The 13,748-nt window shown below is 69.6% G+C and carries 11 protein-coding genes and 1 pseudogene; 3 read left to right on the forward strand and 9 right to left on the reverse strand.

Features of this window, described 5'->3' with window-relative positions; genetic code table 11:
* Both ACLQ7T_RS15070 and ACLQ7T_RS15075 read left to right on the forward strand, forming a co-directional pair.
* A pseudogene (locus ACLQ7T_RS15070) lies at positions 1 to 855 on the forward strand (chromosome segregation protein SMC); the annotation flags it as partial.
* Positions 852 to 1,730, forward strand: a complete 879-nt coding sequence (locus ACLQ7T_RS15075) for a DUF6438 domain-containing protein (RefSeq protein ID WP_420480151.1) — start codon at positions 852 to 854, stop codon at positions 1,728 to 1,730. The pseudogene ACLQ7T_RS15070 and the gene ACLQ7T_RS15075, both read left to right, overlap by 4 nt.
* Here the strand turns inward: ACLQ7T_RS15075 and ACLQ7T_RS15080 are convergent.
* The gene (locus ACLQ7T_RS15080) at positions 1,720 to 2,436 is read right to left on the reverse strand and encodes a WecB/TagA/CpsF family glycosyltransferase (RefSeq protein WP_420480152.1); all 717 of its coding nucleotides are present in this window, start codon (positions 2,434 to 2,436) and stop codon (positions 1,720 to 1,722) included. The two genes, ACLQ7T_RS15075 and ACLQ7T_RS15080, sit on opposite strands and share 11 nt — an antisense overlap.
* 47 nt (positions 2,437 to 2,483) lie before the next feature.
* Between ACLQ7T_RS15080 and ACLQ7T_RS15085 the strand changes: the two genes are divergently transcribed.
* Entirely contained in the window at positions 2,484 to 2,975 is a 492-nt protein-coding gene (locus tag ACLQ7T_RS15085; RefSeq protein ID WP_420480153.1) for a hypothetical protein, read from the forward strand.
* A gap of 65 nt (positions 2,976 to 3,040) precedes the next feature.
* Here ACLQ7T_RS15085 and ACLQ7T_RS15090 read toward each other — a convergent pair whose 3' ends face one another.
* The 8 genes from ACLQ7T_RS15090 to ACLQ7T_RS15125 form a co-directional block, all read right to left on the reverse strand.
* A complete protein-coding gene (locus tag ACLQ7T_RS15090) occupies positions 3,041 to 4,168 on the reverse strand; it encodes a mechanosensitive ion channel family protein (protein ID WP_420480154.1) in 1,128 nt (375 codons plus the stop codon).
* A gap of 52 nt (positions 4,169 to 4,220) precedes the next feature.
* Positions 4,221 to 5,309, reverse strand: coding sequence for an undecaprenyldiphospho-muramoylpentapeptide beta-N-acetylglucosaminyltransferase (murG, locus tag ACLQ7T_RS15095; protein ID WP_420480155.1), 1,089 nt, complete (start codon positions 5,307 to 5,309; stop codon positions 4,221 to 4,223).
* A gap of 113 nt (positions 5,310 to 5,422) precedes the next feature.
* Positions 5,423 to 6,604, reverse strand: a complete 1,182-nt coding sequence (locus tag ACLQ7T_RS15100; protein WP_420471338.1) for an FtsW/RodA/SpoVE family cell cycle protein — start codon at positions 6,602 to 6,604, stop codon at positions 5,423 to 5,425.
* Positions 6,601 to 8,097: a Mur ligase family protein gene (locus tag ACLQ7T_RS15105; protein WP_420480156.1), complete on the reverse strand. Its 1,497-nt coding sequence runs from the start codon at positions 8,095 to 8,097 to the stop codon at positions 6,601 to 6,603. The genes ACLQ7T_RS15100 and ACLQ7T_RS15105 overlap by 4 nt, the downstream gene beginning before the upstream one ends.
* A gap of 4 nt (positions 8,098 to 8,101) precedes the next feature.
* Positions 8,102 to 9,211, reverse strand: coding sequence for a phospho-N-acetylmuramoyl-pentapeptide-transferase (mraY, locus tag ACLQ7T_RS15110; RefSeq protein WP_420480157.1), 1,110 nt, complete (start codon positions 9,209 to 9,211; stop codon positions 8,102 to 8,104).
* A gap of 4 nt (positions 9,212 to 9,215) precedes the next feature.
* Positions 9,216 to 10,607, reverse strand: coding sequence for a UDP-N-acetylmuramoyl-tripeptide--D-alanyl-D-alanine ligase (locus ACLQ7T_RS15115; protein ID WP_420480158.1), 1,392 nt, complete (start codon positions 10,605 to 10,607; stop codon positions 9,216 to 9,218).
* Positions 10,600 to 12,057: a UDP-N-acetylmuramoyl-L-alanyl-D-glutamate--2,6-diaminopimelate ligase gene (locus ACLQ7T_RS15120; protein ID WP_420480159.1), complete on the reverse strand. Its 1,458-nt coding sequence runs from the start codon at positions 12,055 to 12,057 to the stop codon at positions 10,600 to 10,602. Before ACLQ7T_RS15120 ends, ACLQ7T_RS15115 begins: the two co-directional genes overlap by 8 nt.
* A partial coding sequence (locus ACLQ7T_RS15125) for a peptidoglycan D,D-transpeptidase FtsI family protein (RefSeq protein WP_420480160.1) occupies positions 12,054 to 13,748 on the reverse strand: 1,695 nt, incomplete at its 5' end. The genes ACLQ7T_RS15125 and ACLQ7T_RS15120, both read right to left, overlap by 4 nt.

Here is a 13,748-nt window from a genome sequence, read left to right on the forward strand (position 1 = left end):
TCACGCGCCGCCGAGACCGCCGCCAGTCAGGCCCGCGAGGCCCGCGCCGGTCTGGCCGCCCGCGCCGAGGCCGCCGCCGAGAAGCTGGCCGACGCGACGAAGACGGTCGAGGAAACGGCGCAGATGTCGCCGGAAGAGCTGGGCCAGAAGCTGACCGACGACGCCGTCGCCCGGCCGCCCGACGCCGCCGGCGCCGAAAGCCTGCTGTTCGGTCTGGAGCGCGAGCGCGAGGCGCTGGGCGCCGTCAACCTGCTGGCCGAGGAAGAGGCCAACGACTACGGCGACCGCCTGCAGACGATGAAGGTCGAACGCTCGGACCTGACCAGCGCCATCGCCAAGCTGCGGGACGGCATCGACGAGCTGAACGCCGAGGGCCGTGAGCGCCTGATCGCCGCCTTCGACATCATCAACGAGAATTTCCGCACCCTGTTCGAGGCCCTGTTCGGCGGCGGCCAGGCCGAGCTGAAGCTGGTCGAGAGCGATGACCCGCTGGAGGCCGGTCTGGAAATCTACGCCTGCCCGCCCGGCAAGCGTCTGTCGGTGATGAGCCTGATGTCCGGCGGCGAGCAGGCCCTGACGGCGGCAGCCCTGATCTTCGCCGTCTTCCTGGCCAACCCTGCCCCCGTCTGCGTGCTGGACGAGGTCGACGCCCCGCTGGATGACGCCAACGTCGACCGCTACTGCCGCATGCTCGACGAGATGCGCAACCGCACCGAGACCCGCTTCATCGTCATCACCCACAACCCCGTCACCATGAGCCGCATGGACCGCCTCTACGGCGTCACCATGCCGGACCGCGGGGTCAGCCAGCTGGTCAGCGTGGACCTGAAGCAGGCCGAGACGCTGGTGGCATGATGAAACGCTTGCCGCTGGACCTCATTCTGGCGGGACTGGCGACCGTGGCTGCAATGGCCGTTCATGCCGATGACCTTAAGTTCGAGGCCACCGCCCGGCTCAGGCAGGCCCGCCCCCTCCCCATCGCGGAACAGCCCCGACCGCCCGAACTCAGCGTCTACTGCCGTGAACCCGGCTGCCCCTCGGGCATGATCCTCTACGATGTACTTGTTGACGGCCGGGGCGAGGTCGAGGCGGTTCGTTTCAGCGACCAGATCGGCGACCTGTCCCACGCTACCCGGGCAGCCGCCGCTGAAGCCGTCAGGAAGGCGTGGTGGCGCGACGTGCCCCCCGGCCAGACCATCCGCAGTTCGCAATGGGTCAGGGTGTTGCCGCCCGTCCGGACACCGACTCGCCACATCCCGTTCCCGGATACGAACGGAAAGCCGATCAGCATCTACCTTGAACGCACCGGCTGCTTCGGGACCTGCCCGGCCTATCTCACCACCTTACGGAGCGACGGCACGGTCTATTTCTGCGGCCGCGCCGATGTCCACGCTCTCGGATGGCAGACCGGGCGGATCGAGCTGAAGGATTTCAACGCCCTGGTCGAACTGTTCCGCAGGGCCGACGTCTTCTCCCTCGAGGACGAGTACACCGCTGAGGTGACCGACAATCCGACCTACATCGTCGGCATCAATATCGGTGGGCAGAAGAAGGTCATCGTAGACTATGTGGGCGATGAGGCGGGAATGCCGCCGATCGTAACCCGTCTGCAGGACGCCATCGACAAGGCCGCCGGAACCGAGCGCTGGATCGAGCCACAGCCGAACTCGACGGATTACCGCGCCCCGCCGTCTGACTGCACGACCCCGCCAACGCCCTTTAGCGGCTGAGCACTTCCGTCTTCACGAACCACCCGAAGATCGCCGGCCCCTCGATCACATAGCGGCGGAACATCCGTTTCGGCTGGCTGAGCAGGCGATGCAGCCATTCCAGGGACAGCGTCTGGAAGATCGCGGGCGCCCGGTGCTGGCGGCCGGTCAGGAAGTCCACCGACGCCCCCACGCACAGGGTCACGCCGGACGGCCGTCCGGCCGCGCGCAGGGCATGAGCGAAACGCTCCTGCTTGGGGAAGGAGACGCAGGCCAGCAGCACGTCCCATTCGGCGGCGGCGGCGGTCTTCACCGTGGCGTCCCACTCCGGCGTGCCGGGCGTCAGCATCGGCGCTTCAATGAAGGTGAACCGGCGCTTCGGATAGCGGGCGACCAGATCCCCGAACGCCGCCCGGTCCGGGCCGAACACGCCGAAGGTCAGGTCGTGGTCCGAGGCCAGCAGGTCCGCCGTCAGGTCGGAGCCCGGATAGACCGACAGCCGCTTGCCCCTCAGCTTGGCCAGATGCGCCAGGATGCGGCTGTCGCAGACCATCAGGGCCGCGCCGCGATAGACGTCCTCGGGTACGCGCCCGTCCATCAGCTTGATCACATGGTCCACGTTCGGCGTGACCACATAGCCGTAGGGTTGGCGCGCCATGGCGGCGACCTGCCCCAGCAGGGCGGCCCGGTCTCCGTCGGCGAAGTCCAGCGTCATGAAGCGCGTCATGGCGTCAGCCTAGCGACGCGCAGTCAACGTCCGGTTACGATGGCGGAATGAAACGCCCCGCGCCGAAGTCCGCCCTGCTCGCCGCCCTGCTGACCGCCCTCGCCGCCCCCGCGACAGCGGGTCAGGACGACAACCATGCGGGCGAACATCGTCTGGTGCTGACCGGCGTGGGCCGCTTCGCGATCTTCGCCGACACGGTCTCGATCGCGCGCGACGGCGACGGCGTGAGGATGCGCGCCTTCCAGGTCACCGAGGCCGACTTCCATGTCGGGGATCAGGCCTACTGGGGCGGCTGGTCCTGGTGGCGTTTTGACTGCGCCGCCCGCACCGCCGACCGCCTGGACTTCGCGGCGGTGAAGGCCGGCGGCGCGGAAGGTCCCGCCACGCCCGATCCCGCCCCCGCCTATGACGCCGTCGAGGGTGGCGACGCCGCCGAGCTTCTGGCCGCCGCCTGCGATCCGGCCTCCGTCGGTCCCGACGGCGTCGGCGCGCTGGAGGAGGCTGTCCGGGTGGGGCGCGAGGCGTTGGCGAACCCCTGACCCTCCCGCCCTCGTCATCCTCCGGCAAGGCGTAGCCGAGACTGGAGGATGACGAAAGCAAGGGGTCAGCGTTCCGGCATCGCCGGAAGCGCTCCGTCCTCGCTCATCCCCGAGTTCAGCTGCCTCTGCCGCGGCAGGGCCTCCGGGCATTCATCCCGCAGGAAGGCCAGCATCTTCTCGCGGATTTCGCAGCGCAGATCGAAGGCTGTCGGCGCATTGCGGGCGCTGGCCAGACAGCGGATCTGGGCCACCCGGTCCGAGATGTCGGTCACCTGCAGATTGACCACATCCCCGTCCCACAGCGGACTGGCCCGGCAGATGCGCTCCAGCTCCGCCCGCAGCCGGTCGATCGGGGCCTCATAGTCCACATACAGGAAGGCCGTCCCGATCAGCCGCGCCGTCTCCCGCGTCCAGTTCTGGAAGGGCGTGGTGATGAAATAGCTCAGCGGCAGGATCATCCGCCGCCAGTCCCACAGCTTCACCACCACATAGGTCGAGGTGATCTCCTCCACCTGCCCCCACTCGCCCTCGACGATGACGGCGTCGTCCAGCCGGATCGGCTGGGCGGTGGCGATCTGCACGCCCGCGATCATGTTGGTCAGCAGCGGCTGCAGGGCCAGACCGGCGATGATGCCGACCACCCCGGCCGAGGCCAGCAGGCTCATCCCCCACTGGCGCACCGCGCCGATGGTCATCAGCGCCAGCCCCAGGGTCACCAAGGCGATCAGCAGGGCCGCCACCCGCTGCAGGATGCGGGTCTGGGTCACATGCTTGCGGGCGATGAGGTTGTCTTCCTCCGCCATGTTGAAGCGGCGCATGTAGATGATGGCCCACATGTCCGAGGCGCCGATGGCGGTCCAGCCCAGCATCAGGATGAAGGCGAAGCCCAGCGCCTGCCGGATGCTGGCCGAAGGTCCGGGATCCATGGGCGACACCGTCACCGCCAGCGCCAGGGCGATGATCATCACCATGATCCGGACCTTCAGCCGGGCCCGGCCCACCAGTCCCCGCCAGAACAGGTCCCGCTTCCGCACCGCCAGCTTCAGAAGCCAGAACACCAGCTGGTTCGCGGCCCAGCCGATCAGCATGAAGACCGCGATCACAAGCGTGATCACAGCCCATTCCGGCAGCCAGTGAAACTCCCGCCACAGGGCGGCGATTTCGTGGGTCAGGTCGGTGATGAAATTCGCCATGGCCAAGCTAACGCACGACCCGGCGGGTGGTGTCCCGGAAATCCCCGGTGCGTCAGCCCGCCGCCGTCTCGACCATGTCCGCCAGCCGGGCCGTGGCGTCCGGCAGGGCCGCCGACCGCGCGCCCGCGCTCATCGCCGACAGGCGCGACGGGTCGGACAGGATGGCCTGCAGAGCCGCCGTCATGGCCTCCACCGTCACCGCATCCTCCAGCATCACCTCGGCCCCGCCCGCCTCCGCCAGGCTGGCGGCGTTGAAGCGCTGGTGGTCGTCCATGGCGATCTTCAGCGGGATCAGCAGCGACGGCAGGGCCGCCACCGCAAGCTCCGAACAGGTCGAGGCGCCGGCCCGGCCGATCACCAGATGCGCCGCCGACAGGCGGGCGGCCATGTCGCGGAAGAAGGGCGCCACCTCGGCCTCGATCCCCGCCTCCAGATAGATCTGGCGCGCGCTTTCCAGCGTCTCGGGCCGCGACTGCTGCTGCACCTTCAGGCGACGGCGCAGGGCGTCCGGCAGGGCCGCCAGCGCACGCGGGGCGGTCTCGGACAGGATGCGGGCGCCCTGGCTGCCGCCGGTGACCAGCACATGGATCGGCCCGCCGTCGACTGGCGCGACGAAGGGGCGATCATACAGGGCGCGAATGTCCGGCCGCACCGGATTGCCGATCAGGCTCACCCGCCCCTGCACCTTCTCCGGGACCTTCTGCAGATTCGGGAAGGACGAGGCGATGGCGCCGACCCAGGGGGCCAGCCAGCGGTTGGTGCGGCCCAGCACCGCATTCTGCTCATGCAGCAGGGTCGGCCGCTTCTGGCTCAGCGCCGCCAGCAGGGCGGGCGCCGACGGATAGCCGCCGAAGCCGACCACCACCGCCGCGTCCAGCCGCGTCAGGGCCGACCGCGCCTGCATCACCCCCTTCAGGATCGCGACGCCCGCCCTGGCCATGCCGACCGGTCCGTTGCCCGTGGCCGCGTCCAGCGCCAGCCGCTCCTCCGCCGGAAAGGCATGGGCGTACTGCTCGCCCCGATGATCGGTGGCCAGCACGATGCGCCAGCCGCGCGCGGCCAGCTCCCGCGACAGGGCCTCGGCGGGGAACATGTGCCCGCCGGTGCCCCCGGCGGCGACGACGCAGACTTTGGAACTCATGGGCGGTCTTCGGGCTGGAAGGTCGTGAAGAGTGAGGAATGAGCAGTGAGTAGAGCGCCAGAGTGAGCACCGTGCGCGGTCACCACTCACCACTCACTAGCACTACTCACTCCCTACGGCAGGATGCGGCGGCGTTCGCCGAGTGAGGCGCCCGGCTCATAGGCGCCCGGACGGCGGCGGGTCAGGCTGAGGGCGAAGCCCATGGTCAGGCCCATGGCCAGCATGGACGAGCCGCCGTAGCTGATGAAGGGCAGGGTCATACCCTTGGTCGGGATCAGGTTCAGGTTCACCGCGATGTTGATGCAGGCCTGCAGCCCGATCAGCATGAACAGGCCGGCGGCGGCCACCTGCTCGAACGGGTCGTTCAGCTTCATCGCCCGGCGCATGCCCCGGATGACGATGAAGGCGTACAGGCCGATCATGATCAGGCTCAGGACCAGGCCGAACTCCTCGGCCCCGACCGAATAGATGAAGTCGGTGTGCAGGTCGGGCACCGAGCGCTTCATGACGCCCTCGCCCACGCCCCGGCCGACCAGACCGCCCGCGCGGATGGCCTCGGACGCCCGGTCGATCTGGTAGGTCGCCCCCGCGTCATCCGAACCGAACCGGCTCAGGCGGTCACGCATGTGGCTGAACGTGAAGAACAGGCCCACGACCCCAGCGGCGCCGGCGGCGGCCAGGGCCATCACCCACTTCAGCGGCACCCCGGCCATGAAGAAGACGGCCATGAAGGTGGTGGTGATCAGCAGGGTCTGGCCGATGTCCGGCTGGATCAGCAGCAGGCCCACAGTCACCGCCCAGGCGCCGAAGGCGATGCTGACGCCCGGCACCCCCTGCCCCTTCTGCGCCTCGGAGAACATCCAGGCGGCGAAGACGATCAGGCTGGGCTTCACGAACTCGGACGGCTGCAGGCTGAACGGCCCCAGATTGATCCACCGGGCCGCCCCCTTCACCGTGTCGCCGATGAAGGGCAGCAGGGCCATCACGCAGATCGCGCCCAGCAGGGCCAGCACCGCGATCCGCCGGACCCCGCGCGGCGACAGGAAGGACATGGTCAGCATGATGCCCAGCCCCATCGAGGCGAAGACGATCATCCGCCAGGAATAGTGGAAGGGATCGCTGATCGACTGGTCGGCCAGGATGGCGGCGGGCGACGAGGCGAAGCTCAGCGCCACCCCCAGCCCCATCAGGGTCAGGGCGGCGGCCAGCAGGCCGCGATCCATGGTCCAGAACCACTTGGCCAGCAGGCTCTGGTCGTTGCGGGAGAAGGCGGGATTATAGCTCTGCTGGGTCATGCGACGCTCGCAGGTGAGGCTCCGAGCGCCAGGACGGCGGCGCGGAACGCCTCCCCCCTCGCCTCGAAGTCGGGATATTGGTCAAAGCTGGCGGCGGCGGGGCTCAGCAGCACCACCTCGTCCCGGCCCGTCGCCGCAGCGGCTTCGTACGCCTGCTGCACGGCCGTCGCCATGTCGCCGCTGATCCGGTGCGGGGTCTCGCCCAGAGTCGAAGATTGAAGCCTCGCGGCGAACGGCCCGGCCGCCTCGCCGATCAGGAAGGCCTCGACCACCCGGGGGAACAGGTCCTCCAGATCATCGATCCCGCCCGCCTTGGCCCGCCCTCCGGCGATCCAGAAGCTGCGCTCATAGCTGGACAGCGCCTGCCGCGCCGCATCGGCGTTGGTCGCCTTGGAATCGTTGACGAACCGCACCTTGCCCAACGTCCCCACCGTCTCCATCCGGTGCGCGAGACCGGGGAAGGAGAGCAGGCCTTCGACGGCCTGCTCGTGCGACACGCCCACCGCCCGCGCGGCGGCATAGGCGAAGGCCGCGTTCTGGGCGTTGTGGCGTCCGGGGAGAGAGCGGGCGGCAGAGAGATCGGCGATCGCTACGCCATCCCCCGTCAATTCGCCATCCGTAGCCTCAAGCGTCAGAAGCCGTCCGTCAATGAACGCCTGCCCGCGCGGGCCGGGATACCGCTCAGTCACCTTGTCGGGAGTCACCCCGCCCCGTCGTCCGCCGCCCACAGTAATGACCCGGGTCGTAATCTCGGTCAGCGTACCGCCAGAGCCAATGAGGGCGCGGTGGATATCCCGCCCGGCGTTTTCATCCGTACCGACCAGCGCGAACCGCCCCGCTCCGTGGGCCCGGAATATCCGCCGCTTCGCCGCGACATACCCCTCCATCCCGCCATGCCGGTCCAGATGGTCCGGGCTGACGTTGGTCAGGATCGCCACGTCGGGCGCAAAGCGCGTCGTCAGGTCCAGCTGATAGCTCGACACCTCGATCACATAGACCGCGTCCTTCGTCGGCTCTGGCAGGGCCAGCACGCCGATGCCGATGTTGCCGCCGACGTGCACCGTCAGCCCGGCCTGTTTCAGCACCCAGCCGATCAGGGCCGTGGTGGTCGACTTGCCGTTGGTGCCGGTGATCGCCACCACCCGCGGTCGCCCGCCTTCCGGCAGCGCCGCCAGCGCCCGCGCGAACAGCTCGATGTCGCCGATCACCTCGACGCCCGCAGCCTTCGCCTTCTCGACCGTCCAGTGCGGCTTCGGGTGGGTCAGGGGCGCGCCCGGCGAAAGGACCAGCGCCGCGAAGCCCGACCAGTCAGCCGTGGTCAGGTCCTCGACCGCGAACCCTTCGGCCTCGGCCTGCATCCGGCTGGAGACGCTGTCGTCCCACAGCACCGGCAGGGCTCCGCCCGCCTTCAGCGCGCGCGCGGCCGTCAGTCCCGACCGTCCAAGGCCGAAGACCGCGATCCTCCGTCCTTCAAAGCCGGGGACGGGGATCATGGCTTTAGCGCAGCTTCAACGTCGCCAGACCGGCGAGCGCCAGCATGGCGGCGACGATCCAGAAGCGGATCACCACGGTCGATTCCGGCCAGCCCATCTTCTCGAAGTGATGGTGGATCGGCGCCATCAGGAAGATGCGCTTTCCGGTGGCCTTGAAGTAGGCGACCTGGATCATGACCGAGGCGGCCTCGATGACGAACAGGCCGCCGACGATGCCCAGCACCAGCTCATGCTTGGTCGCCACGGCGATCGAGCCCAGCGCGCCGCCCAGGGCCAGCGAACCGGTGTCGCCCATGAAGATCTTGGCCGGCGGGGCGTTGTACCAGAGGAAGCCCACGCCCCCGCCGATGATGGCCGCGCAGAAGATGGCCAGCTCGCCCGAGCCCGGCACGTGGTGCACGCCCAGGTACTGGGAGAAGATGAAGTTGCCGACCAGATACGAGATCAGGCCGAACGCCGCCGCCGCCATCATCACCGGCACGATGGCCAGACCATCCAGCCCGTCCGTCAGGTTCACCGCGTTCGAGAAGCCGACGATCGTGAAGGCCGCGAAGATCACATAGAACCAGCCGACGTTCAGCAGCACCGCCTTGAAGAAGGGGAAGGCGATGGACGTCTCGAGGAAGGGCGAGGTCGGCGAGGCCGTCATCCACAGCACCGTCAGCACGCCCGCGATCACCGATACGATGGTCTGGGCGACCAGCTTCTGCTTCGACGTCAGACCGGCCGAGGTCTGTTTGGTCACCTTGGCGTAGTCGTCGATGAAGCCCAGCACCCCGAAGGCCGCCGTCACGAACGACACGATCCAGATGTAGGGGTTGGTCAGGTCGCCCCACAGCAGCACCGCCACCGCGATGCCCGCGAGGATCATCAGACCGCCCATGGTCGGGGTGCCGACCTTCGACAGGTGGGTGACCGGCCCGTCCGAGCGGATCGGCTGGCCCTTGCCCTGCTTGACCCGCATCCAGGCGATGAACCGGCTGCCCATGGCGACGGCGACGATCATGGCGGTCGCCATGGCCAGCGCCACCCGCACCGTCTGGTACTGGATCAGGTTGAGGAGCGGATAGTCCTGCGCCACGTCCTGGAAGTAGAGATACAGCAGATAAAACACGCTCTTATTCCCCCAGCGCCGCCAGAGCCTTCGCGACCTGCGAAGCCTTCGACCCGTTCGAACCCTTGACCATCACGATGTCGCCCGGCCCGACCAGCGCGGCGGCCTCGGCGGCCAGCTCAGCGGCGGTCTCGCGCCAGACGCCGCGACGGGCGGCGGGCAGGACATCATACAGCTGTTTCATCTCCGGCCCGGCGGCGTGGACCAGATCCAGCCCGGCGGCGTCGATGGGGGCGGCCAGCCCCTCGTGCAGGCCGCGCGACTGCTCGCCCAGCTCCAGCATGTCGGTCAGCACCACGATCCGCCGCGCGCCCGCCGTCACCGGCTTGGCGCCCAGACTGCGGAAGCCCGCGGCCATCGACAGCGGATTGGCGTTGTAGCTTTCGTCGATCAGGGTGAAGGCCCCGCCCGGCGCCTGCACCGCCGTCGTCTCGCCCCGCCCGGCCAGCGGACGGAAGTGGCTCAGCGCCTCCAGCCCGGTCTCCAGCGCCACGTCCAGCGCATCCAGCATCAGCAGGACGCACAGGCTGTTCAGCCCCCAATGGAAGCCCGACTGCGCCAGCTGGTAGTCCAGCGCCTTGCCGTACAGCTCGGCCTTGACCCGCGCCCCGCCCTCGAAGGGCTGGAAGTCCAGCAGGCGGGCGTCATTCCCCACGTCGTTGCCGAACGTCGCCAGACGCGCGCCCACGGCCTTGGCCCGGTCGCACAGCACGGCGGAGAAGGCCACATCGCCGTTGGCCACCGCCACCCCGCCGGGGATCAGACCGTCGAAGATCGACGCCTTCTCGGCCGCGACACCGGCTTCGCCATCGGAGAAGGCCTCAATGTGCACCGGCCCCACCGTGGTCACGCAGGCGGCGTGCGGCTGGACGAATTTGGACAGGGGCGCGATCTCGCCCGGCGCATTCATGCCGATCTCGAACACCGCCCGTTCGACCGTGCGCGGCATCCGCGCCAGCGTCAGCGGCACGCCGATGTGGTTGTTGTAGCTCTTGATCGAGGCGTGGGCCGGACCGGCCAGATCGAGCCCCGCCTTGATCGCCTGCGTCACGCTGGTCTTGCCGACCGAGCCGGTGACCGCGCCGCGCTTCACGTGCGGGGCCCGCTCCCGGGAAAAGACGCCAAGCCCCTCCAGCGCCCGCAGGGTGTCGGCGGTGATGACCGCCGGGCCGTTGACCGGACGCTCGGTGATCGCGCCCGTCGCGCCGTTGGCGAAGGCCATGTCGGCGAAGTCATGACCGTCCCGCGCGCCCTTCAGGGCGATGAACAGGTCGCCGGGCACGATTTCGCGGCTGTTGTAGGTGATGCCGGTCGCCTCAAACGGGGCGCCGGACAGGCTGCCTCCGGTCGCGGCCTCGATCTCGGCGGACGTCCAGAGGGCGTGGGTCTCAGGCATGGATACGCAAGGCTTCCGCGGCTTCGGTGGCGTCATCGAAGGGATGCACCACCCCGCCGACGATTTGCCCCTGTTCATGCCCTTTTCCGGCGATGACCACCACATCTCCTTCACGCATCAGGCCGATGGCGTGCTGGATGGCGCGGCGGCGGTCGCCGATCTCGTGCGCGTCGGGACAGCCCTCGCGCACCGCCTGCCGGATCGCGGCGGGGTCTTCCGAGCGCGGGTTGTCGTCGGTGACGATGGCGATGTCGGCCAGACGCCCCGCGATCTCGCCCATCAGCGGGCGTTTGGCCCGGTCCCGGTCGCCGCCGGCGCCGAAGACCACGATCAGGCGGCCCGTCGCATGCGGACGCAGGGCCTTCAGCACGGTTTCCAGGCCATCCGGCGTGTGGGCGTAGTCGACATAGACCTCGCCCTGACCCGCTGAGCCCGGGATGCGCTCCAGACGCCCCTGCGCGCCCTCGATCCGCTCCATCGCCGCCAGCACGCGCCCGGCGTCCTCGCCCGCGGCGATGCACAGGCCCGCCGCCACCAGGGCGTTCGAGGCCTGGAAGGCGCCGGCCAGCGGCAGCAGCACCTCATGCAGCTCGCCTTGCACGTCGAGGGTCAGGCGCTGGCCCTCCGGCACGGCGCGGCGGGCGATCAGGGCCAGGTCGCGACCGCGCTCGCCCACCCCCATCACCCCCAGGCCCGAGGTGATGCTGGCGGCGGCGAAGGCCGAATAGGCGTCGCTGTCGGCGTTCAGCACCGCCGTCCGCCCGCGCGGCAGCAGGGTCTCGAACAGCCGCAGCTTGGCAGACCGGTAGCCGTCCATGTCGCCGTGATAGTCGAGGTGGTCCTGCGTCAGGTTGGTGAAGGCCGCGGCCTTCAGCGTCACACCGTCCAGACGGCGCTGGTCGATGCCGTGCGACGAGGCCTCCAGCGCCAGGTGGGTCACCCCCTCCTGCGCCAGCTGGGCCAGCATCCGCGCCGCGTCGGCGGCGTCCGGGCTGGTCAGGCCGGGCCCCGTCAACGCGTGATTAACGTTACCTGTCTGTTTCAAAACCCCCAGCGTGCCCATGCTCGCGGAGGTCAGGCCCAGCGCCGCCCAGATCTGGCGGCAGAAGGCGGCGACCGAGGTCTTGCCGTTGGTGCCGGTCACCGCCACGCAGGTCCGGGGCTGGGCGCCGTAGAAGCTGCGCGCGGCGATGGCGTAGGCCCGGCGCACGTCACCCGAGGTCACCAGCACCGGAGCCAGACCTGCATCGGTGTCGGCCGGGGCCAGCACGGCGGCGGCGCCCTGCGACAGGGCCTGGGGGATGAAGGCGCGGCCGTCGGCGGCCGTCCCCGGCAGGGCGACGAACAGCGCGCCGGGAGCGACCTTGCGGCTGTCGGCGGTGACCCCGGTGATCAGGGGGTCGGACGACACATCGCGACGCAGAAGATCGGACAGACGCACCGCGCTCATCGGGCGGCCGCCATGAGCGGGGGGACGGGATCCTGCACCCGGCCAACGCCGAGGAAGCCCGAAATCCGGTCGATCACCCGGCCGGTGACCGGGACGGCGACCGCGCCGCCCAGCTGGGACCCGATCGCCGGCTCGTCGATCAGCACATAGACGACATAGCGCCGGGTGGTGTCGGGACCGTCCACCGGGAAGACCGAGGCGAAGGAGCCGACGCCGTGACGCGCGTCATAGCGGCCGTTGACCAGTTTGTTGGCCGAGCCCGTCTTGCCGCCGACGCGCAGGCCCTGAACGTTCGCCCGCTGGCCCGAGCCGCGCAGCACATTGGCGCGCATCAGCTCACGGATGTTGCGCGAGGTCTCCGGGCTGACCACCCGGCGGCCCTCGGCGCCCGTTCCGCCGCGGCGCAGGCTCAGCGGACGGTACAGGCCGCCGTTGACCAGGGCCACGGTCGCTGCGGTCATCTGCAGGGGCGAGATCATGATGGCGTAGCCGAACGACAGCGACGCCCGGGTTGAGTCCTGCCAGTTCGCCGGCCGACGCGGCGGCACGGACTCATGCAGCTCGATCGGCGCCCGATCCAGCAGACCCAGTCGGTTGAAGTAGTCGCGCATCACCTCCGGCCCCAGCTCCACCGCCATGCGCGAGGTGCCGATGTTGGACGAGTGTAGATACACCCCCTCCAGCGACAGGATCTGGTTCGTGGCGTGGAAGTCCCGGATCGTCCGGTTGCCGATCTTGTAGGGCGCCGAGGCGTCGAACATGGAGCTCATGTCCACCCGCCCGGTGTCCAGGCTGGCGGCGATGGTGAAGGTCTTGAACACCGACCCCATCTCGTAGTTGCCGGTCGTCGCCAGGTTCTTGCTGTCCGAGGTCGGCCAGCTGGCCATGCCCAGAACCTCGCCGGTGGTGGCGTCGGCGACGATCCCGACGGCGCCCTTGGCCTGCACTTCCTCCGCGGCCGCGAACAGCTCGTTCTCCAGCACACCCTGGACCCTCAGGTCGATCGACAGCGGGAAGCTCTCGCCCCGCGCGCCGGCGGCCCGGATTTCGTCATTGAAGGCCAGCTCGGCCCCGCTGATCCCGCTGCCGGCCGTGTCGGCGCGCCCCAGCACATGGCGGGCCGAGGGCGTCAGCGGATAGATGCGGCGATCGATGGCCTCGAAATCCACCCCGCCCAGCGCCAGGGCGTGGATCGCGCCCTTCTCCTTGGGGTTCAGCCCCTGCAGGACCAGACCGCGCCGGCGGCCGTGCAGGACCTCGCGCAGGCGATCGGCGGGCACCCGCGGCAGGGCGCGACGGATGCTGCGCTCGGCCAGGTCCAGGTCCCACACCTGGGCCGGATCGACATACAGGTTGTAGTGGTTGACGTTGGTCGCCATCAGCGCGCCGTTGCGATCGACCAGATCGGCCCGGGCCACGGCGTTCGGGTTGGCCGCCGACCCCACCACGCCCTTGGGCGTCAGCAGGGCCGCGCGCGCCGCACCCAGCGCCAGGCAGCAGAACACCACCGAGAAGGCGGTCAGGATGACGAAGATGCGGACGCGGGTGTCCTCGTCCGGCCGGGCGTCGGCGCGGGCGCGGCCGAAGGCGTGCTCGACCCACCAGATGGCCTCGGCCAGCCAGCGCCACGACGGCAGCAGCCGACGCACGCCGTAGGCGGCCGCGGCGCGCGGCGCCGGACGGTCCCAGGC

This window comes from Brevundimonas sediminis, assembly GCF_048799765.1.
Taxonomy (GTDB): domain Bacteria; phylum Pseudomonadota; class Alphaproteobacteria; order Caulobacterales; family Caulobacteraceae; genus Brevundimonas.

Bases quoted from the DNA above. Each gene is read 5' to 3' on its own strand.
- ACLQ7T_RS15075 (WP_420480151.1), top strand. From the start codon at position 852: ATGATGAAACGCTTGCCGCTGGACCTCATTCTGGCGGGACTGGCGACC.
- murG (WP_420480155.1), bottom strand. From the start codon at position 5,309: ATGAGTTCCAAAGTCTGCGTCGTCGCCGCCGGGGGCACCGGCGGGCAC.
- ACLQ7T_RS15120 (WP_420480159.1), bottom strand. From the start codon at position 12,057: ATGAGCGCGGTGCGTCTGTCCGATCTTCTGCGTCGCGATGTGTCGTCC.
- ACLQ7T_RS15105 (WP_420480156.1), bottom strand. From the start codon at position 8,097: ATGATCCCCGTCCCCGGCTTTGAAGGACGGAGGATCGCGGTCTTCGGC.
- ACLQ7T_RS15100 (WP_420471338.1), bottom strand. From the start codon at position 6,604: ATGACCCAGCAGAGCTATAATCCCGCCTTCTCCCGCAACGACCAGAGC.
- ACLQ7T_RS15090 (WP_420480154.1), bottom strand. From the start codon at position 4,168: ATGGCGAATTTCATCACCGACCTGACCCACGAAATCGCCGCCCTGTGG.
- ACLQ7T_RS15115 (WP_420480158.1), bottom strand. From the start codon at position 10,607: ATGCCTGAGACCCACGCCCTCTGGACGTCCGCCGAGATCGAGGCCGCG.
- ACLQ7T_RS15085 (WP_420480153.1), top strand. From the start codon at position 2,484: ATGAAACGCCCCGCGCCGAAGTCCGCCCTGCTCGCCGCCCTGCTGACC.
- ACLQ7T_RS15080 (WP_420480152.1), bottom strand. From the start codon at position 2,436: ATGACGCGCTTCATGACGCTGGACTTCGCCGACGGAGACCGGGCCGCC.